Source organism: Rhodanobacter sp. Root480, assembly GCF_001426645.1.
In the GTDB taxonomy this organism is placed as follows: Bacteria; Pseudomonadota; Gammaproteobacteria; order Xanthomonadales; family Rhodanobacteraceae; genus Rhodanobacter; species Rhodanobacter ginsenosidimutans.
This window is the reverse complement of sequence record NZ_LMEX01000001.1, coordinates 1,417,753-1,437,518: the sequence shown is the minus strand read 5'-3', so window position 1 is coordinate 1,437,518 and position 19,766 is coordinate 1,417,753. Positions and strand designations below refer to the sequence as shown.

General features: G+C 63.5%; 11 protein-coding genes. 8 read left to right on the top strand and 3 right to left on the bottom strand.

Annotated elements, in window-relative coordinates:
• The first annotated feature begins 194 nt into the window (after positions 1-194).
• Genes pilV through ASD22_RS06685 form a run of 7 tightly spaced genes read left to right on the top strand, consistent with a single transcriptional unit; the run spans position 195 to position 9,756 of the window.
• Positions 195-779: a type IV pilus modification protein PilV gene (gene pilV / locus ASD22_RS06715; RefSeq protein WP_056080547.1), complete on the top strand. Its 585-nt coding sequence runs from the start codon at positions 195-197 to the stop codon at positions 777-779.
• 28 nt (positions 780-807) lie between these two features.
• The gene (locus tag ASD22_RS06710) at positions 808-1,881 is read left to right on the top strand and encodes a PilW family protein (RefSeq protein ID WP_056604854.1); all 1,074 of its coding nucleotides are present in this window, start codon (positions 808-810) and stop codon (positions 1,879-1,881) included.
• A 5-nt stretch (positions 1,882-1,886) separates the two neighbouring features.
• Positions 1,887-2,618: a pilus assembly PilX N-terminal domain-containing protein gene (locus ASD22_RS06705; protein ID WP_162245063.1), complete on the top strand. Its 732-nt coding sequence runs from the start codon at positions 1,887-1,889 to the stop codon at positions 2,616-2,618.
• A 10-nt stretch (positions 2,619-2,628) separates the two neighbouring features.
• Positions 2,629-8,220, top strand: a complete 5,592-nt coding sequence (locus ASD22_RS16665) for a hypothetical protein (RefSeq protein WP_156458956.1) — start codon at positions 2,629-2,631, stop codon at positions 8,218-8,220.
• On the top strand, positions 8,217-8,645 hold the full coding sequence (locus tag ASD22_RS06695; RefSeq protein ID WP_082520143.1) for a type IV pilin protein: 429 nt from the start codon (positions 8,217-8,219) through the stop codon (positions 8,643-8,645). The genes ASD22_RS16665 and ASD22_RS06695 overlap by 4 nt, the downstream gene beginning before the upstream one ends.
• A gap of 2 nt (positions 8,646-8,647) precedes the next feature.
• The gene (locus ASD22_RS06690) at positions 8,648-9,079 is read left to right on the top strand and encodes a DUF4124 domain-containing protein (RefSeq protein ID WP_056080532.1); all 432 of its coding nucleotides are present in this window, start codon (positions 8,648-8,650) and stop codon (positions 9,077-9,079) included.
• Positions 9,080-9,138: 59 nt separating this feature from the next.
• Positions 9,139-9,756: a GspH/FimT family pseudopilin gene (locus ASD22_RS06685; RefSeq protein WP_255357413.1), complete on the top strand. Its 618-nt coding sequence runs from the start codon at positions 9,139-9,141 to the stop codon at positions 9,754-9,756.
• Positions 9,757-9,851: 95 nt separating this feature from the next.
• Here ASD22_RS06685 and recD read toward each other — a convergent pair whose 3' ends face one another.
• The 3 genes from recD to recC are packed head-to-tail and all read right to left on the bottom strand — an operon-like array spanning position 9,852 to position 19,025.
• Positions 9,852-11,885, bottom strand: a complete 2,034-nt coding sequence (gene recD / locus ASD22_RS06680) for an exodeoxyribonuclease V subunit alpha (RefSeq protein WP_056080527.1) — start codon at positions 11,883-11,885, stop codon at positions 9,852-9,854.
• Positions 11,875-15,546 (bottom strand): exodeoxyribonuclease V subunit beta, encoded by a 3,672-nt coding sequence (gene recB, locus ASD22_RS06675; protein WP_056080522.1) that lies wholly within the window; start codon positions 15,544-15,546, stop codon positions 11,875-11,877. The genes recD and recB overlap by 11 nt, the downstream gene beginning before the upstream one ends.
• Positions 15,543-19,025: an exodeoxyribonuclease V subunit gamma gene (gene recC, locus ASD22_RS06670; protein WP_082520172.1), complete on the bottom strand. Its 3,483-nt coding sequence runs from the start codon at positions 19,023-19,025 to the stop codon at positions 15,543-15,545. The genes recB and recC overlap by 4 nt, the downstream gene beginning before the upstream one ends.
• A 92-nt stretch (positions 19,026-19,117) precedes the next feature.
• On the opposite strand from recC, the gene ASD22_RS06665 reads away from it, so the two are divergent.
• A complete protein-coding gene (locus ASD22_RS06665) occupies positions 19,118-19,729 on the top strand; it encodes a class I SAM-dependent methyltransferase (RefSeq protein ID WP_056080516.1) in 612 nt (203 codons plus the stop codon).
• The last annotated feature ends 37 nt before the right edge of the window (positions 19,730-19,766 follow it).

Genomic DNA, 19,766 nt, shown 5'->3' with positions numbered 1-19,766 from the left:
CTGGTCGGCAACCTTTTCCCCGCCGCATCCTCGATACCAGGCATGCCCGCACCTATCGCGCACCGGACCACGGTCACGTTTTCACGGTGCCCGGACACCGCTCATCGGGCCGTTGCTACCGCTTGTCGGGAGGGGGCTGGTCGAGAGCTGCGGAATGGCTACATTGCACGAAGGGGTATCAGGGAGAATTTTCCATGCAAGTCTTGTCGCGTCAGCGAGGCGTCTCGCTGATCGAGGTGCTGGTCGCCATGCTGATTTTCAGCATCGGCGTGCTGGGCATCGCGCTCATGCAGATCAAGGGTGCCCAATACACCAAGCAGGCCGGGGCACGTACCGTCGCCGTATTGCAGGCACGGTCGCTGGCCGACGCCATGCGCGCCAACCCCGCGGGGGTTTATGGCGTGGCCAGCGAGACTGATATTGCCGCGAAGAATGGTGACCTCAGCGACAGCTATTACGCCTACGACGGTACGGCCACGCCATCGAGTTCAGGGTGCCCGAATGCGGCCTGCAAGCAGGCCAAGGGTGATTTGGCACGTTGGGTTACCCAACTAAGGGCGGGCGCGGCGGTTCCGCTCAAGGCCAATGGCAGTGCCGATGCGTCCGGCCTGGCCTTGGTCACGGTAAAGGGCACCGACCCCACTGGAGCCTCCAGCGCCGACGCCTCTCAAAGCGGAACCCTTGTCATCACATCGAGCTGGAGCGGCATGCGCGCCAACGCCAGCGGAGTCCCCACCAATGATTCATACAGTTTCGACTACCAGCCCAGCCAGTTCTGAGGTTGCCGATGGCCGTGCCATGCGCGGCATGGCGCACGCTGCACGGGGCTTTTCGCTGATCGAGCTGATGATCGCGATGGTGCTGGGTCTGCTTGTGGTGGCTGGCTTGATCAACCTGTTCGTGGCCAATCGCAAGGCCTACCAGGTGCAGTCGGGCAACAACTACCTGCAGGAAAACATGCGCATCGCCTCCGATCGTCTGGGTTGGTCGTTGCGCATGGTGGATTTCTGGGGCGGCAACAAGGCTGTTGGCGTGACGGTTGACTCCAGCGCCAGCGCCACGGTGACGGACAACGGTGATTGCGACGGCAACTGGGCCACGGCCATCACGTACTCGACCACTGGCGGCGGTGGCATTTTCGGCTACAACGGCGCCGCCAGTCCGCCGATAGATTCGACATGCATCGGCGGCACCGCCAATTACGTGCCCGGTTCGGACGTGCTGGTGCTGCGCTATGCCGATCCGCAAGTGTTGTCGCCCGGCCCGGTGCCTGTTGCGGCCAGCACCATCACCGGCAACGCGGACCGGATCTTCCTGCTTTCCACACCGGGTAACAGGGCCGAACTCTTCGCTGGCAGCGTGCCGGCTCCGCAGCCCAATGCCACCTTGATGCGGTATGCCTATCCCTATCAGATCGATATGTACTACCTGCGCCCGTGCAACGTGATGACGGGCAGTACATGCACCGCTTCGGCGGATGGTGGCCAGCCCTTGCCCACGTTGATGCGCATGCGCTTGAGTGACGGCAATTTCGTTTCCGATCCGGTGGTGGATGGTATCGAACAGCTCAAGATCGAGTATGGGGAGGCATCCGCTGCCACGGGCATGGCGCCCGAGTACCACTCTGCGGACAATGTTGGTAACTGGGCCGACGTGATCTCGGCGCGCGTATCGCTGGTGGCGGTCAACCCAGTGCGGGACCTCACAGTGCCGCACGTGGCGACCTATACCCTGGGCAACTGCACCTACACCATCAACAATGGCAGCGCGGCAACCACCACCGGCTGCGCCGGCTTCAAGCCTTACGGTGACAAACCCTGGCAATTCGTGCGTGCCAGTCAGCAGTTCGTCGTGCAGCTGCGCAACCGGGTGAGGGGATGATTGCCATGCCGACACCAGTTAATTCACGGGGCATCGTCGTGCCATCGAGTCGGTATCAACGCGGCGTGGCCCTGTTCGTCGGGCTGGTATTTCTTGTCATGCTGAGCCTGGTGGCCTTGATGGTGATGAAGGACACCTTGCTCGAGATGCGCATGACCACCGCCACCGCGCGGCACGAGCAGGCATTCGAGGCAGCCGAGCGGGCGCGGGTGATTCCGGAGGCCATCCTGGCCGATCACGTGTTCAACCGCGGCTGGCCAGTCAGCTGGGGTGGCAGCGTGCCGGATGGCAAATTCGACCTGTACACCACGTTCGCCCACCGCGAGGCGTGGATCGATCTGATCAACCCCAAAACCAATGATGGCGAAGGTCTGCAGACATCCTGCGGCGGCAGCAACCTGGTCATTTTCTACATGCCGCAGACCTGCGCCACGCATACCGAAAGCTACAACTACGATTCATCGACCTGGGACGACGCTGTGGTCATGAACACTTGTGCGGATGGCAGCGAGTCCTGCGGGGCAAGCCAGAAGATCAATAGCCGGGTTGCGATCGTCCGCGACGGCGTCATGCTCAACAAGGGCTCCGGCGCAGCGTCGCAGCAGGGCTATTCCAGCGTCGGTGTGGGTACCGCCAAGGGTGGTGGTGCGTTGCTTCTGCAGGTACGCAGCGACACGAAGGTGCCGGGTAATGGCGAGGCCGCCACCATTGCTCAATACAAGCTGGAAATCAAATGAGGACGCAGGCATGACCACGTTCAAAAACATTTTGCGCGGCCTGTGGCTGAGCCTCCCGATAGTCATCATCAGTGGCGTGGCCCTGGTGGGTGTTTCCGCCCAGAGCACGGCTCCGGCGGTGACACCGGGCAGGATTTCCACCGCGGATATGCCTGATTTCGAATCGTACCCCTCCGGGGTCAATGCGCTTGCCGCTCCCAACGTGCCGCCGTTGGTCATGCTGGTGATGTCGCGGGACGAGCAATTGTTCAACAAGGCGTATCCGGATTACACCGATCTGGATAACGACGGCAAGATCGATACCACCTATAACAACGCTTTTACCTATAACGGCTATTTCGATCCGGAGCTTTGTTACGGTTATAAAAGCGGAACCTTCTCCTCGAGTAAAAAGGCAACCACTCATCAATGCTCTGGCGATTGGAGCGGAAACTTCCTGAATTGGGTATCGATGAGCCGTCTCGATATCATTCGGTGGGTTCTTTATGGCGGCACGCGCAGCATCGACACCGCTACCAGCACCGTCCTTGAACGCGCGGAAATTCCCAGCGACCTGCATGCATGGGCGAAGGTCTACTCGGGTGCCGATATCAACAAATACACACCTTTTACGGCGGCTCAAACTTTTTGTAATGTATCCGAAGGCGAAACGGGCACGAAAGGTGGCTGGAGTACTCCGACCCAAGCCATATCTGGCATCAAAAGCACGCCGGTCATTCGTGTGGCTTCCGGCAATTGGTCGGATTGGGCCTCAACGGCCAAGTACCAGTGCCAATGGAACGGTAAGGGCGAGGGTGACAGTGCCAGGCCATCGAAAACCAGTGATGCCGATTACACGGCGCGGGTTACGGTGTGCAAGAACGCCGCCGGGCAACCCAACGAGTCGTACTGCGTCGCAACCGGAACTTCCTTGAAGCCAGAAGGCCTCCTGCAAAAGTACAGCAAGCAAGGAAGTTCCGACGCCAAGCGTTTTGGCCTGGTTACCGGATCCGTAACCAATGCCCGCAAGGGAGGGCAGCTGCGTCGAAACATCGGCAAGCTGGCTTTTAACTCCCCGACCGGCACTGCAACCGGCACTGGCTGTGAGGTTGGTGACGAGTTCAACAGCAAGGACGGAACGTTTTGCTACAAAATGGCGACGGCGACCGAGGGCATAGTTATGACCCTCGACCGGCTGCAGGTTTTCGGCTGGCAAACCAATTCGACTAATGGCCCGAAGAATTACGGAACGTCTGGAAGTACGGCCTGCAATTCACCCGGTGGCAACCCTTGGGGAACGCGCGGTTACGATATTCAGGACAATCCCGCCAAGTGCCCGGATTTTGGTAATCCGCTGGCCGGCATGTATGCGACGGCGTTGCAGTATATCCACGGTGATACCACGCCAACACGTGAGACAAGCGTGCTCCCCACACCGACTTGGGTCGACCCGTATGGAAAAGTGGACGGGGTTTTTCGCAACGAGGAGTGTGCGACCTGTTCCATTGTTCTGATAAGTAGCGGTTTGAATACATTCGACGCGGAGAATGTACCCGCGGTGACCCTGGCGGACGGCACGGCTAAGTTGGATGCTGCCGGCTTGACGGATGCTGTGCAGAGCGCAGAGGGCATCAGCGGGAGCTATATGCTTTCGACCTACTCAGGTCCTACAGGGGCAGGCTTGCCAGCTGCAAATTCGCTTACCGTCGCTGGTAAAAATTACAGTGATGTGGCCGTCTGCCAGCCAGCAACCATCGGCAAACTCTCAGATATTGTGGGTCTCTGCAATGGTGCGCCAGGCCAGCAGGGGAGCTATTTGCTAGCAGGTCTTAGCTATGGCGCGTGGAATGCCGATGGATCCACGGCTATCCGTAAAATGACCGATACCAAGCTCCCCAAATTTCAGGTGAAGACGTACGGCGTATCGCTATCCGACAACCTTCCGTCATTTGATATCAAAGTGACCGATAATAAGTCGATTTCGCTATCGCCCAGCTGCCGTGCTGATGCGCTTAGCGTTGGCAATTTCACCACATGTTATATCGGAAGTGTCCGTATCGGTGCTCAGCCCGCTTACGCTGGGAAGGGGCCGACGGTATACGGATTAACGCCGACCGGAGACTATCCGAACGTCGGAAGTTTCTATTTTGTCTGGGAAGATTCGCAGTACGGTTCGGATCATGACCAGGACGAAGCTAATGTAATTTCCTATTGCGTTGGAAAGAGCTGCAATCTTCCTTCAACGATCGTAAGCGGTGGTGTAGCGATATGCGATCCGGTGGTGATGAACGGAACGATATTGAATAATTCCACGACGATAGGGGGGGCGTGCGACAGTAATGGCAAGCTGAAGTCGCCCTTACCGGACGGCAGTACTGATGTGATTATTCGCAATCAGCTGGTGGGGTATAGTTCGTCCCCTCTTAAAGTGGGCTATCAGATAAGTGGCACGACGAGCGATGGGCTTGTCGAATTCGCTGTCAAGAACAGCGAGGCTAGCAAAGGTACCGATGCCAACAATGGTGCCTCGTTCAATTGTGATTTGCTTGGTAACTCGTCTGGTAACCTCGGTTCTGGTGGTTGCAACAGCAGGCCCCAAGTCAAGCGTTTTTCCGTTGGGACGGGGGACCCGGTATCCACGCTGCAGACGCCGTTGTGGTATGCGACCAAATACAGCGATTTCAAGGGTGATGCGCCTATCTTGCCTGATGGCCGCAGTGATCCAGAAAACTATTTCTACGCTCGCAATGCCGGCCAGCTGAAGACCCAGCTTGATACGGTATTTCAGGACATCAGCTCGTCGGCGGCCGACAACTTCGGCAATGCCACCACGCCTTCGTCGAGCAATGACGTCAAGGGCTATGGCCTGTCTTATCAGGTGCAGTACTACCAGCAACGCAACGACGTAAAGTGGACGGGCAGCCTGCAGGCATTCTGGTCCGACGGCAGTTATCTGCGGGAAGGCACCACCAGTGGCGCCCAGGAGCTGGAGAGTTCCGCCTATTACGTGACAACCGGCAAGAACACCGCAAGCACGTTGACGGATGCGATGACCAGTTATCGCTGCGCCATCCCGCCCGCTGGACGGGATTTCGACCCGACCCAGCATACGGGCGACTGCTCCATGGTCACGGAGTTCAACCCGTTGCGGCCTGCATGGGACGCCGGCAAGTGGCTCAATGCGTATTACGACCCGACGGCAGCCAGTGACAGCGCCGCAGCCAAGGCGATCGCCAACCTGGCCAAACAGCGCACCTACGGAAGCGCCACCGACCTCGCCGGCAACAGCCAGCGCTACATCTTTACTTATCTCACCAGTACGCCGAACGGTGCCACCGCTACCGGCACGGTGACGACCGGTACGCAGACGGATTTCGTGTGGAATGCGGACAGTTGTGATGCGACGACCGGCAAGTACACCCTGTCAGCCACATCGGGTTTCTGTGGCGGCATCGGTACCGATGGCAAGCGCTTTGGCAATTACGGCTTGCTCAACGAGAAGAGTCCCGCGCTCGCCGAGAAGCTGGTCGATTGGGTGCGGGGTGTGGAGTATCCCAGCGATTACCGCAGCCGCACCGGCAAGACCCTGGGCGATCCCAAGCACGTGGATGAGAATGGGGCGGACGCCCCCATACCCGGCACCACGTATACCTACCGACTGGGCGACATCGTGGATTCGTCACCGATGATCGTGGGTACGCCGGCCGAGTCGTACGACCTGTTGTACAGCGACTTCGGCTATGCCGCGTTCCGCGCCAATTACCAGAGCCGCCGCCAGATGGTCTACGTGGGCGCCAATGACGGCATGCTGCATGCCTTCAATGGTGGCTTCTATATCCCCGGCCAGGCTGGCCCCGACCCCGCCAACCCGACAGTACTGCGTCAGCTGACGTCGGACAGCGGTATGAGCACCGGCAACGCCGACGTGAAACTGGGCAACAACTGGCAACTGGGCCAGGAAGTGTGGGCGTTTGTCCCCGACAATCTGGTGCCGCATTTGCGTTGGCTGGCCGACAAGGACTACACGCACGTCTTCTACGTCGACGGTTCGCCAGTAGTGACTGACGCGCAAATCTTCACGACAGCCACCATTACGGGCGAAAGCGCAGCATGCAAGGCCGGTACGGCGGCAGCGGCGGATATCGACAGCAAGGGGCATGTCTGCGGATGGGGCACGGTGATGGCTGTGCCGTTCCGTCTCGGCGGCGGTCCCATCAGCGTGGACACGGTGGGTAACGGCACGGCCGCCGATATCCAGGCGTCCAACTCGGCCTACGTGATCCTCGACGTGACCGATCCGGAACAGCCACCCACCGTGCTCGGCGAGATTGTGACGGGCACCTTCGCTTCGGCGGCGCCGGCGTTCTCGGTACACCGCGAGGCCGACGACAAGCTGCACTTCCTGTTGACCGTAGGTTCCGGGCCGGCAGACAACGGTGGCCCGAATGGCGACAGCGGCGACAAGCCGGTATCGGCCCCATACGACACCAAGCTCAAAGTCTGGGTTTATGACCTGGCCGACATGGTGTCCAGCAAGAGCAGTACGCCGGTGGCGTCGCTGGTGGATACCGGTCCCGCCAACAGTTTCGCGGGGGACATGATTTCCACGGACTTCGACCTGAACTACAGCAGCGAAGGCGTGTATTTCGGCGCAGTCACCAATCCGGACAAGAGCGTGGAGGTCAAGAAAGCGACCTATACCGGTGGGCTGTGGAAGCTCGACATGAACACCGGCGGCACCGCCGATGCGGATGGCAACGCCACGGCAGCCGATACCAGTGACCCGTCGACATTCAAGCTGGTGCAGGTGATTGGCACGGATCAACCGGTCACCATTCGCCCCACGGTGGCGCTGGACCCCACGGGTCGCCCGATGCTGTTCTTCGGTACCGGTCGCTCCTACACCACCAACGACGATGACGGCGGGTCGGCGCAGGGAACGCAGCAGCAGTACATCTACGGTGTTTCCGACAACAGCCTGATCAGCTGGCTGGATGCGGACTGCAAGAAAATGCCCACGACCGATCCGCTGTTTGATACCACCAGCGTGGAAGTCGCCGCCGATGACGCAAGCATCAGCGGTTTGCCCACCGAAGGTTTCGATGATGTAAATACCGTGGATAACCTCGCCGCCAAGTTGACGTCACAAGACGCCACCACGGGTTGCTACAACTATTCCGGCTGGAAGTTGAAGCTGACGGCGGGGAACATCGACAATCAGGTTCCTTCCGAACGTGTCGTCAGCAGCCAGACCTTGTACGCGGGCGATCTGCAGACCACGACTTACCTCCCGGCCAGCAGGCAGAAGAAGCTCGATTCCGGGGAAAGCCAGTGCCGGCCGATCCCCGTACCCGGCAACAGCAACCTTTATGCGATGAACTATCTGACGGGCACGGCCGACCCCGCGCTTGCCGGGTCCTTCGGTACGGATGCCTCGGGCAACGTCAACCGCAAGGTGGGACTTGGCGGCGGCAAGGCGTCGGCGCCCGTGCTGATCGTGAAGGATGGCCAGGTGACGGCGGCGGTCGGCCTGAGTGGCGGCACCAAGCTGCAGGAGCTGGGGTCGGTAGGGGGAGCCAGCAATGGCGAAATTTCATGGCGTGAGCCGATGGACAACCAATGAAGACAAACAAGCATGGAATGGCCGGTTTCAGCCTGATCGAATTGATGATCGTGGTGGTGATCATCTCGATACTGGCGGCGATTGCGATTCCCTCGTATCGGCAGTACGTGCTGCGAGGGCATCGCACGGATGCAACGCGTGCTCTGCAGGATCTGGCATCAAGGCAGGAGAATTATTTCTTCAGCAACAACATGTACACCAACAACCTGTCGTTGCTGGGGGCCACGTCCAGCGTGGCCGGCCAGTACTTTACGGTGAGCGTCAGCATCCCGGCCGGGAGCAGCAGCACCGACTATCTGATCACCGCCACGGCACAGGGCACACAGGTGCAGGATTCGGCCTGCACTGCGTTCACCCTGGCGCGTTCGGGCGAGAAGGGGTCGAGCGGTACCGGTACGGCAGATACCTGCTGGGGCGGGCGTTGAAGATGCGCCGGGCCACGGTACTGGCGGCGTCGCTGCTGCTGATCAGCAGTGCCATGGCGCAGACCTACTACAAATGGACGGATGCCAACGGCGTCACCCATTACGGTGAGCAGAAACCGACAGCGGTCAAGGCGCAAGCCTTGCATCTGCGGGCGGACGGCGCTGGCCCCGCGCCGGCGACCACCGCAGCCGGCCCCGCACCGGCCGATGTGGCGACGGATCTCCAGGCGGCGAAGAGCGATTTCCGCAAGCAGGCTTGCACCACGGCGCGCGACAATCTCCGCCTGCTGTCGGGACGTGCCATGGTGCTGGATACGGGGACCGTGCAAAACCCCGATGACATCACCACGGCAACCAAGCTCTCTACCGAGCAGCGTGAAGCCGCCAAGGCCGATGCACAGAAGCAGGTTCACCAATATTGTGATCGCGGATGATGCCCATGCCAGCCAGTGAGCGTACTCACACGCCCTCGTTACCGAACCGGCGTGCTCTATTGGACCCTGCCAGACAGCATCCTGTCGGGCGGCGGCAGAGGGGCTTCACCCTCATCGAGCTGATGATATCGCTGACCGTGCTTGCCATACTCACCACGATCGCCTATCCCAGCATGCGGGATTTCATGCGACGCAATCGTGCGGTAGCCCAGTCGAACAACATCCGCTCGGATCTCCAGTTTGCGCGCGGGCAGGCGGCTGCCACGCGAAGCTACATAACGGTCTGTCCGCTTTCCGCACCGGGTGGAACCGCCTGCAGTACCGGCAAGAATTACGATGCCGGCTGGCTGGTCTACATCTCGACTGCACCCAATGCCGCCTATGTAGCAGGGGTCGCCGGTAGCTTGCTGCGCACGGAAGCCGCGCCTTCCGGTACGTCGATTCGTGCCAACGTGGCCGGGCCGCTCACTTTCAATTCGCGGGGCGAGCTGCTGGTTTCCAGCGTGCCGTCGAGCACGCCTGTGACCTTCAATGTCTGCGCCAAGGTCGCTGACGCCGATGAAGTGGGTAGCAGTACCTCAGCCGTCCCTGGTGTCCAGCTGAGCGCCAGTGGTTCAGGTCGAGTGGCGTCGAGCAAGCTTGGTGCGGGTGCAAGCTGCGAATCGCCGACCACCTGATTCCTTCCACGAGCCGACTTCAGTCGCTTCTCTCCCCGAGGTTTCAATAGGAGCGCGCGACTGAAGTCGTCAGCTTTCTTGAGCGGCCATTCGTGCTATCGAGCCTGGTTTTCTCCCAGCCGCTCAGCCAGCCCCGAGTACCGCCGGGTCTGTTGCCGGGTCGCCAGCTCGATGATCTCCTCGCTGCCGGCCAGGGTGAACCAGCGGCGGGCGCGGGTGATGCCGGTGTAGAGCAGTTCGCGGGTGAGCAGGGGGCCGGGGTCGGGTGGCAGGGCCAGCAGGGTGTGTTCGAATTCCGAGCCTTGCGATTTGTGCACTGTCATCGCGTAGGCAGTGGCGACATCGTTGAGGCGTGAGGGCAGGATGCGGCGTACGTGTGTGCTGCCTCTTGCGCCTGGCGTCGTGCTGGCGGGGAATGCCACGGCCAGTCGCGCGCCGCCTTCGCCATCGGGGAAGCGCAAGCAGATGCCGACGTCGCCATTGGACAGGCCCAGGCTGTAGTCATTGCGCGTGACCATGACGGGGCGGCCTTCGTACCAGCCTTCGTTTGCATGGCCCGGGCCGACGCCCGCTAAGCGGCTTTCGATCAGGCTACGCGCTTGCAGTGCTTCGGCGATCTGGCGGTTCAGCCCTTCCACGCCGTACGGTCCGCGGCGCAAGGCGCACAGCAGCTGAAAGCGGTTGAACGCGTGCAGCGTGTCGAGTGCCCACGCATCGTGGGCGTCGTTGCCTGCGTCATCGGTGGGGCGTTGGCGCTGCAGTTGTTCAAGGTAGTGGCGATGTCCGCATGCGTTGGCGTCGCTGCTGTCGCCCTGTGCGTGCGAACGTCCATCTATCGCCAGGTCGACCAGGTGTGAGGGTGTCGCCGATGGCTCCCATATCACGTCGGTCGTGGCGGTCGTCAGCAATGCGTGCACGGCGGATGCATCGCCCATGTTCACGGCAGCGGCGAGTCTGCCGATGCCGCTGCCGGCATCGAAGCGGTGGCTATGCCGCAGCATGGCCACTTGCTGGTCGAGCGCGTTGGCGTCGGCGGTCACGAACGGCGAGACATCTTCGCCGGTGGTGGCCTTCAGCCATTGTGCGGTGGCGTCATCGTAGTGACCGCCCTGCGCGCGGCGGCACAGGTCGCCCAGTACGGCGCCGGCTTCCACCGAGGATAGCTGATCCTTGTCGCCCAGCAGGATCAGCCGTGCGCTGGCAGGTAGCGCGGACAGCACTGCGGACATCATCTCCAGATCGATCATCGACGCTTCGTCGATCACCAGCACGTCCAGGTGCAATGGATTGGCGCGGTCGTGGCGAAAGCGGCGGGTGTCCGGGCGTGAGCCGAGCAGGCGGTGCAGCGTGTCGACCTGGGTGGGAATGGCGGTACGGGCATCTGTATCGACGTCCAGTGTGGTCAGTTGCGCGATGATCGAAGCGGTCAGGCGTTCGGCGGCTTTGCCGGTGGGCGCCGCCAGTCGGATGCGCAGCGGCCGCGCGTGCTCGCGCAGATGCAGGGTCTGCAGCAACCCCAACAGCCGCACGACGGTAGTGGTTTTGCCGGTGCCCGGTCCACCGGTGATGACGCTGAAGGCGGATCGCGCCGCCAGTGCGCAGGCGATTTTCTGCCAGTGGAGGGGCGCCGTGTCGTGCACCGCTTCGACTGGGTTCTTTCCGTTTGATGGAAACAACCGTTGAAGTTCGTCGGCCAGCTGCAGCGGCAGCTCGTGGGGCCGCGTCAGGCGTTCGCGAATGGCCGCAGCCACGTGGCATTCGTGGTTCCAGTAGCGACGCAGGTACAACCGGCTGCCGTCGCGCACCAGCGGCGCGGCGGTGGGCTGGCCCTTGGCGTCGGCAATCAACGGGGAACGCCATGTGCCGACGTCCTCCTGCACGCGGTGCAGCAAGGTGCGCCAGGGGAAGGGCCATTGCTGCTCGTCGGCCATGGCGTCCAGTGCGTCGATATCCAGGCACAGATGGCCATCGGCCAGCTGACGGCTGAGCAGGGCGCCCAGCCACAACAACGGTGCCGGTGCGGCGTTGTCGCGCTCGGCTAGGAAACGCGCCAGCGCCACGTCCAGTGGTCGCAGCCGATGCTGTGCGATATCCGATTCGAACATCGCGGCGAGCGACTCAGTGGGCATCGTGTGCGTCTCCCGCGGCGAACAGGCGGTCCATCGCGTCCACCAGCGCAAACGGCAGACGTTCGCTGTGCACGCCATGGCCGGTGCCATCGATGCCGCGCAAATACAGGTAGAGCACGCCGCCGACATGCTGCGCGTAATCGTAGCCAGGCAGGCGCGCGCGCAATTGCCGATGCAGGGCCAGCGTGTAGATCGCGTACTGCAGGTCGTAACGGCTGTGCAGCACCGAATCGCGCATGGCATCGATGGTGTAGGCCGCCGCGTCGGCGCCCAGCCAGTTCGATTTGTAATCGACGATGTAATAGCGGCCGCCGTGTTCGACCACCAGATCGATGAAGCCCTTCAGCATGCCGTTGAGGCGGTCGGGCAGCAGTGGCGCGCGGGGCCGCGCGTCCAGCGTGTGCGCGGTGACCAGCTGATCCAGCGCGCTGGCATCCACGCGATGGGCCTCGAACCAGAACTCCAGTTCGGCGCGGTAAGCGTGGTCGCCCAGCGCGGCCAGCGGCACGCTTTCACCCGTGGGCAAGGGCAGCGGCGTATTCAGAAACTGCGGTAGCCACGCCGCCAGCATGTCGCTCCATCGTTGCAAATCGCGGCGGCAACGGTGATCGATCAGCGCGCTCTGCGTGGCTGGTGCAGTGGCGCTGTATGCAAAGCCTTCATCGGCCGCCGTTTCAAGCAGGTCGTGCAGGAAGGTGCCGGGTTGGGCGCCACGAGGGAAGTTGTGGATGGTTGGTGTTTCGACGTTGCCCATCGGCGGGGGCGACGCAGGAGATTCGTTCAGCGCTTCGGTCAGCTTGTCCTGCTGTGCCGTTTCCGGCGCCGGGTGACGCGGCGCCGCCTCCACCGAGGCGACTTTCAACGCGCTGTAACTGGCGATCCACCACGGTTCGGCCGGTTGTCCGTGGAAAGTGCGCGCGGGCTGGATGGCTGGTGTCTCGGCGGTGGGCTGGTGGCGCCTTGTTTCCGCTGGTTCTTCCAGCTTGCTGACATGGACGTATGGATGGCCATTTGAAAGCTGTTCGATCCGCGCCGAAAGCGCTTCCGCCTCGATGCTTTCGCCGCCGGCCAAGACATGGCCGAACGCGGATTTGTGCAGGCCGGAGGTTTTCTTCTGGCCATCCTTGAGATTGCCGATGCCCAGCCAGCAGCTGTGGCGCGCGCGGGTGAGCGCCACGTAGAAAAGCCGCAGATCCTCCTGCAACCGTTCGCGTTCGGCGGCAGCGAGTGCAGCGCCGGTCGGTTGAAGATCCAGCGCGGGTTGGTTGGCGTCGTCGTGCCAGACGAAGCTGTCGGTGAGTTTTGTCTCGCGCAGGCCGCAGACGAAAGGCAGCATTACCACGGGGTATTCCAGCCCCTTGGACTTGTGGATGGTGACGATCTTGATCAGCCCGGCCTCGCTTTCCAGCCGCACGATTTTCTCGTCGGCGGTTTCCATCGCGCTGCCGGCATCGGCGATCTGGGTGGTCAGGTGGCGGATCAGCGCATGTTCGCCATCCAGCGCGGTGGCGGCTTGCTGCAGCAGTTCGGCCAGATGCAGCAGGTTGGTCAGCGCGCGCTCGCCATCGGCGCGGGCCAGCAGTGCCGCGGGCAGGCGGAACGCATGCAGCAGGTCGTGCATCATCGCCAGCACGCCATGGCGCAGCCAGGTGTCGTGCAACTGGCGGAAGCGGTCGCCGCAGCTTTCCCAGTACATCTCGTCCTGATTCAGGCGATCCAGCTCGGCATAACCCTGGCCCAGCGTGTCGCTGGCCAACGCCGCGCGCATGGCGCGGTCGGAGCCGGGCTCGGCGCAGGCGTGCAGCCACAACAGCAGGTCGTGGGCCTCGGGCGAGGCGTACACCGAATCGCGGTCGGACAGATAGACGCTGGCCAACCCGCGCGATTGCAGCGCATCGCGCATGAGCTTCGCTTCGCTACCGGTGCGCACCAGGATGGCGATATCGCCGGTGGACAATGGCTTGAAGCCGCCCTGCGCATCGGCGAAACCGCATTCACCGCGCTGCGCCGCATCCAGCCATTGCACCAGCGTGGCGGCGGCGTGTGCGGCCATCATCTTCTGGTAGGCGTCCTTGCTCATCGGCGTTGGGTCGGCGGCCACGGCGAGTTGCAGCGCGGGCATGGGCAGGTCGTGCAGCAGCAGGCGCTCCGCGCGCCCTTGCGCGGTTACCGGCAGGAAGGGCAGGCCGTGCTGATCCTTGCCGAACAGGAAGGCACCCTGTGCGTGTTCCTCGGCGAAACCGAACACGCGGTTCACTGCTTTGACCATGTCCTCGGTGGAGCGGTAGTTGGTGGTGAGCGTCCAGGTCGGCTGGCGGGCGCTGTTGCGCGCCAGCAGGTAGGTGTGGATATCGGCGCCGCGGAAGCTGTAGATCGCCTGCTTGGGGTCGCCGATCAGCAGCAGTCCGGTGTCGGCGCGCTGCGCGTAAATCTGCCGGAAAATGCGCCATTGCTGCGGGTCGGTGTCCTGGAACTCGTCGATCAGCGCCACCGGGTATTGCGCGGCGATCGTGTTCGCCAGTTGCTCGCCGTTGCCGTCATGCAGCGCCCGGTCCAGACGCTTGAGCATGTCGTCGAAACCCAGTTGCGCGCGCTGCTGCTTGGCCGTTTCCATCTGCGCCGCGATCCATGGCACGGCGTGGGCCAAGATCAGCGGTTTGAGTGCCTTGCCGATGGGCCGGGCTTCCAGCAGTTGCTCAATGGCGGCGAAGGCGGGGTGCCGCGGTGTCTCGTGGTTCTTGTTGGTGGCGGCCAGCAGTTTGTTTTGCGTGTAGCGCGCCAGCGTCTTGTCGTCGATGGCGGCGTTGTCGCTGGCCCAGTGGCGCAATTCGTCCATGTCCAGGGGGAATTGCGCCGCCTTGTAGGTGGCAGCGCTGAGCGCCTTGGCCTCGATCGCGGCTTTCAGTTTGGCCTCGATGGTGTCGGCGGCGTCGCGCCAGAGCTGGCGCGCGATGTTGTCTGCTTCATGCAGCGGAGCCAGTTGTGCCTGCATGGCTATGGCGAGGCTGTCGATGACCGGCAGGGTTTGGCCGTCCAGACGAAGATTCTCCAGCGGCTGGCGCAACAGCGGTACGACGCTGGATTGCAGGTCGCCGGGTGCTTTCCACAGCGCGGTGACCTGCTCGGCATCGCGGCGGTCGAGCGCGAAAAAGTTCTGGCGCCAGTAGTCGCGCACGGCCTCGACAAGCAGTTCGGTTTCGTCGCCGGTGGCGTTCTGCACGAACGCGTGGCCGCTGTCGAACGCATGCTGGCTCAACATGCGTTGGCACCAGCCGTGGATGGTGTGGACGGCGGCCTCGTCCATCCATTGCGCGGCAAGTTCCAGCTGGCGGGCGGCGCGGGCGCGATCGTCGGCCTCCGGATACTCGGCGACCAGTTTGGTCAGGAAATCGTCGGCAAGGCCCTGGCCGCGGAACGCGGCGGCGGCTTCGCCCAGGCGTGCACGGATGCGCTCGCGCAGTTCGGCGGTGGCGGCCTTGGTGAAGGTGACCACCAGGATTTGCGGCGGCAGCAACGGCGTTGCGGTGTCGCCATGCCCGAGCACCAGGCGCAGATACAGCGCGGCGATCGTCCATGTCTTGCCCGTACCTGCGCTGGCCTCGATCAGGCGTACGCCGTGCAGTGGCAGGTGCAGGGGGGCGAGGGATTCGATCCGCGTCATGCGTCGCTCCCGCTGGTGGCATCAACCACGGCCTGATACAGCGGCAACCAGCGCTCGAAGCCACCCGCCTGCAATGCCTCGAAGCTGGGCCAGGCACGCGCCAGATAGGCGTCCTCGCCCGCTTCGCCGGGGATGTGGGCGAAGCTGTTGCCTTCGTAACAGGCCTTGGCCGCCGTGACCGGGTTTTTCGGTGATTGCAACCACGCGAACGCGGTTTTGCGGGCGATGGGCAGCGGCGATTGCATGCCTTCATGCAGGGCGGCGAGCAGGGCATCCAGTTGGGCAGCCGCGTCTTCGGGCGGCAACGCATCCAGCCGCGCCTGCGCATCGGCGCCGATCAGTCGGGTCTGCATGTGCAGGCCGTTCGCATTGGCCAGCAAATGGATCACCCACGCAGACAACAACTTTTCGTGGCGCAGTTTGCCGTTCTTGTCCGCCAAGGCGCCGTTGACCAGTTCCAGGCGGCCGTACTGTTCTGCGTCGTTGCGGCGCAGATCGGTGAGCCAGTCTTCGACCTGCAATCCCGCGCCGGCGTAATGCAGCTCGTGCTTGTCGTCGGTGAGTGGCCACTGCGCGCATGCCTCGCGCCATTCGCCGGCCAGCGCCTTGACCTGTTCGGCGATGTCCGCCTGCAACGCGGCACCGAATCCACCGGGCGGCAGGCGGCCTTCATCGTGCAGGCGCGCGGCCGCCGCGACGATGGCATGGTCGACGTCGTCGACGGCCGGGTCGATCGCGGCGTGCAGCACGGCCTGGGTGGCGCTGTAGCGCTGCAACCCATCGAGCGCGAACGGTTCGTCATCGCTGACGTCGTCGTTGTTTTCCGCGAAGAACACGTTCAAACGTTGATTGAAAAAATACGCCACAGGCTTGTGCAGGAAGCGTTGCAACGCGCCGATGCCCAACGCCACATCCGGTTGCCACGGCGCCAGCGTCGATGCCGGCAATGCGGCGGGAGCGGGCTGATGCGCCTGCTGCCACTCCCGCGCGTAGGTGAATACCCGCGCATCCTCGCCGGCGCCGAAATAGCAGCGGCTGAAGTGCTGCAGCGGATAGGTCGTGGTGAGCGCGGCGAGCAAGTTCTTGCCCGCGCCGGCGTCGGTGGGCGTATCACCGTTGCGGTACCAGCCGGCGGCCAGGTAGTCGCGCAATTGCCCCACCAGTACGGAGGGAGGCAGCGCGCTGTTGTCCCGCGCGCTGCGGCCGACCCAGCTCACGTACAAGGTTTCGCGGGCGGACAGCAGGGCTTCGAGGAACAGGTAGCGATCATCCTCGCGGCGCGAACGGTCGCCCGGACGGCTGTGGCCCGGTTGCGCCATCAGGTCGAAATCCAGCGGTGTCTGCTGGCGCGGGTAAGCGCCGTCATCCATACCCAGCAGGCACACCACGCGAAAGGGAATCGCGCGCATCGGCATCAGCGTGCCGAAGCTCACCGCGCCGCCCATGAAGCGCTGCGACAGCCGGCTCTCGTCGATGGCCTGCAGCCAGTGTTCGCGCACGATGGCCAGCGGAATGGGCTCGGCGAAATCCGCCTCGCGGCAGGCTTGCTGCCACTCGTCCAGAGCCTCGTCCAGGCGGTTCAGGCGCAGTGCGTCCTCGGCGTCGCTGCGGTCGAAGAAATCCGCCAGCAGCCCGTGCAGGCGGTCACTCCACACATCGGGCGTGGCGGGCAATCGCAATTGCTGCCAGTGGTGTTCCAGTTGATCCAGCAGCAGGCTCAGCGGCCCCAGCAGTGCAGCGTCCAGCCCGCCGACATCGGCGTACGGCGCGATGCCATCCAGCGATTCGCCATCGCCTACCGCGTAGCCAAGCAGCATGCGACGCAGGCCGAAGCGCCAGCTGTTCTGTTCCAGCGCGGGCAGGTTGAGGCTGCCTTTTTGCGCGCCATCCAGACCCCAGCGGATGCCGGCGTCCTCGATCCAGCGCCGCAGCGTGGGTAGTCCGGCTTCGGTAAAACCGAACCGCTCGCGCAGGGCCGGGACATCCAGCAGATCGAAAATTTCGCTGGCTGCGAAGCGTGATTCCGGCAAGGCCAGCAAGTGCTCCAGCGCCACGATCAACGGCACGCTGCCGCGCGCGGACTGGTCGGCCACACTGCAGGGCAGGTAGCGCGGATCGCTGGCCGGCAACCGTCCGAACACGGCCTGCACGTGCGGCGCATAGGTCTGGATGTCGGGCACCATCACGATCACGTCGCGTGGCGCCAGCGGCGTGCCCGCAGCGGCGGCGCGTTCGAACATCGCCAGCAACTGGTCGTGCAGGATTTCCACCTCGCGCTGCGGGCTGTGCGCCACATGGAATCGCAACGATGCGTCGTCGGCCCGCCAGGGTTTGCGCAATGACGGGTCGGCGGGCAGCGGTTCCAGATCCAGGATGGCTTGCTGAACCTGTTGCAGCAGGCCGTGGCCTTCCACGTCGTGGAACAGGTCGATGCCGCGGTCGATCGCGGCGAATTGCTGGCGGTAGCGGTCGGGCTGGTCGCAGCCATCCAGCAGGCGGATGTAATCGCGCCCCTGCTTGCCCCACGCCGCCAGCAGCGGATGGGCGTGCAGGTGCAGATCCTCGTAGCGCGGAACGGCGGGCGCGCCAGGTTTGCCGGCCTGTCGCCGCTGGCTGGCCTTGAGCAGTTCGCGCTCCTCGATGATGTCGGCCCAGTAATGGCGGCAGGGATTGGCGACCACCAGCAGCACCTGGGAAAAGCGCGCCAGCGCGGTGAGCGCCTCCAGCGTCTGCTGCGGCAGCGACGACATGCCGAACACCACGATGCGCCGGGGCAGCCCCGCTGGCCGTGCATCCAGTGTCGGTACGCGCTCGACGAACGCCTTGTGCACGGCGGCGCGATGGCTGCGCACCGACGCCGCGCCCACATCATCGAGCAGCAACCGCCACAGTCGCGGCTGCCAGCGCTGGTTCGGCGCCAGTGGCGTGAGGCGGTCACGCAGGGGATCGTGCAGGTCGTCGCGCCCGTGTTCCCAGTCGTCCAGCCAGTCGGCGCGGTAGACCTGGTATTGGTCGAACAGGTCGGCCACGCGCGCGGCCAACTGGTAGCGCTTCTGCCAGTCCGGGTCATCGCCCAGGAAATCGCGCATGGGCGCGAAGTCGTTGTCGTCCAGATGCTGCGGGATCAGCCGCAACAGCCGCCAGGCGAGCCGCGTCTTGTCGAACGGCGAGGTGGCCGGCACTGCATCGCGGCCCAGCACGGCGCGGTAGGCGGTCCACAGGAAACGCCCCGGCAGTTGCACGTCGATCGCCGCGCTGATGCCCAGCCCGCCGGCGTCCGGCGCGCGGGCCAGGGCCAGTTTCAGCCACTGCGCGATGCCGTTGCTCTGCACCAGCATCAGCTCGTTTTCCAGCGGCCGCAACGGCGCGCGGCCCAGCCAGGCGGCAAGCAGGTCGCGCAGATCCTCCAGCCGGTTGCCGTGCAGCACCATCAGGCCGGGTTCGATCGGTAGGGCAGTGGATCGCGCAGCTGAACTCACGGAAGGCAGCACTCCTGTGTGATCGGGGATTGTCGCCCAGATGGGTCGCGCCGTCTGCGACAGTTACCATGCAGCTTTGCCCGGGCCAGCGCATGCCGAAGACTTACGACCGCAACTATTTCGACAAGTGGTATCGCGATCCGCGTCACGCGATCGGTTCGCCCGCCGAGTTGCGGCGCAAGGTGGCGATGGTGGTGGCCCAGGCCGAGTACTACCTGGCGCGACCGATCCGCAACGTGCTCGACGTGGGATGCGGCGAGGCCGTGTGGCGCGCGCCGCTGCGCGCCTTGCGACCGGGCATCGATTACCGCGGGCTGGATGCCAGCGAGTATGTCGCCGCACGTTACGGCCGCAGCCGCAATGTGGGGTTGGCCAGCTTCGGCCAGCTGGAATACCTGCGTTTCGACCAGCGCTTCGACCTGATCGTATGCACCGACGTGCTGCATTACCTGAAGCCCGCCGAGATCCGCGCCGGCCTGGGCGGCATCGTGGAGATGCTGGAGGGGATCGCCTTCCTGGAAGTGTTCACCAGCCGCGATGACGTGATTGGCGACCGCCAGGGTTTCATCTCCCGCGCGCCGGCGTGGTATCTGCGCGAGTTCGGCGCCGCCGGGTTGTTGTCGTGCGGCTCGCATTGCTACCTGGGGCCGCGGCTGGAGCGGCATATTGCGGCATTGGAGCGGGCGCAATTGCCGGTGGTGTAACAGCCTTGGCGATGTCCCCTGTGGGAGCGGCTTCAGC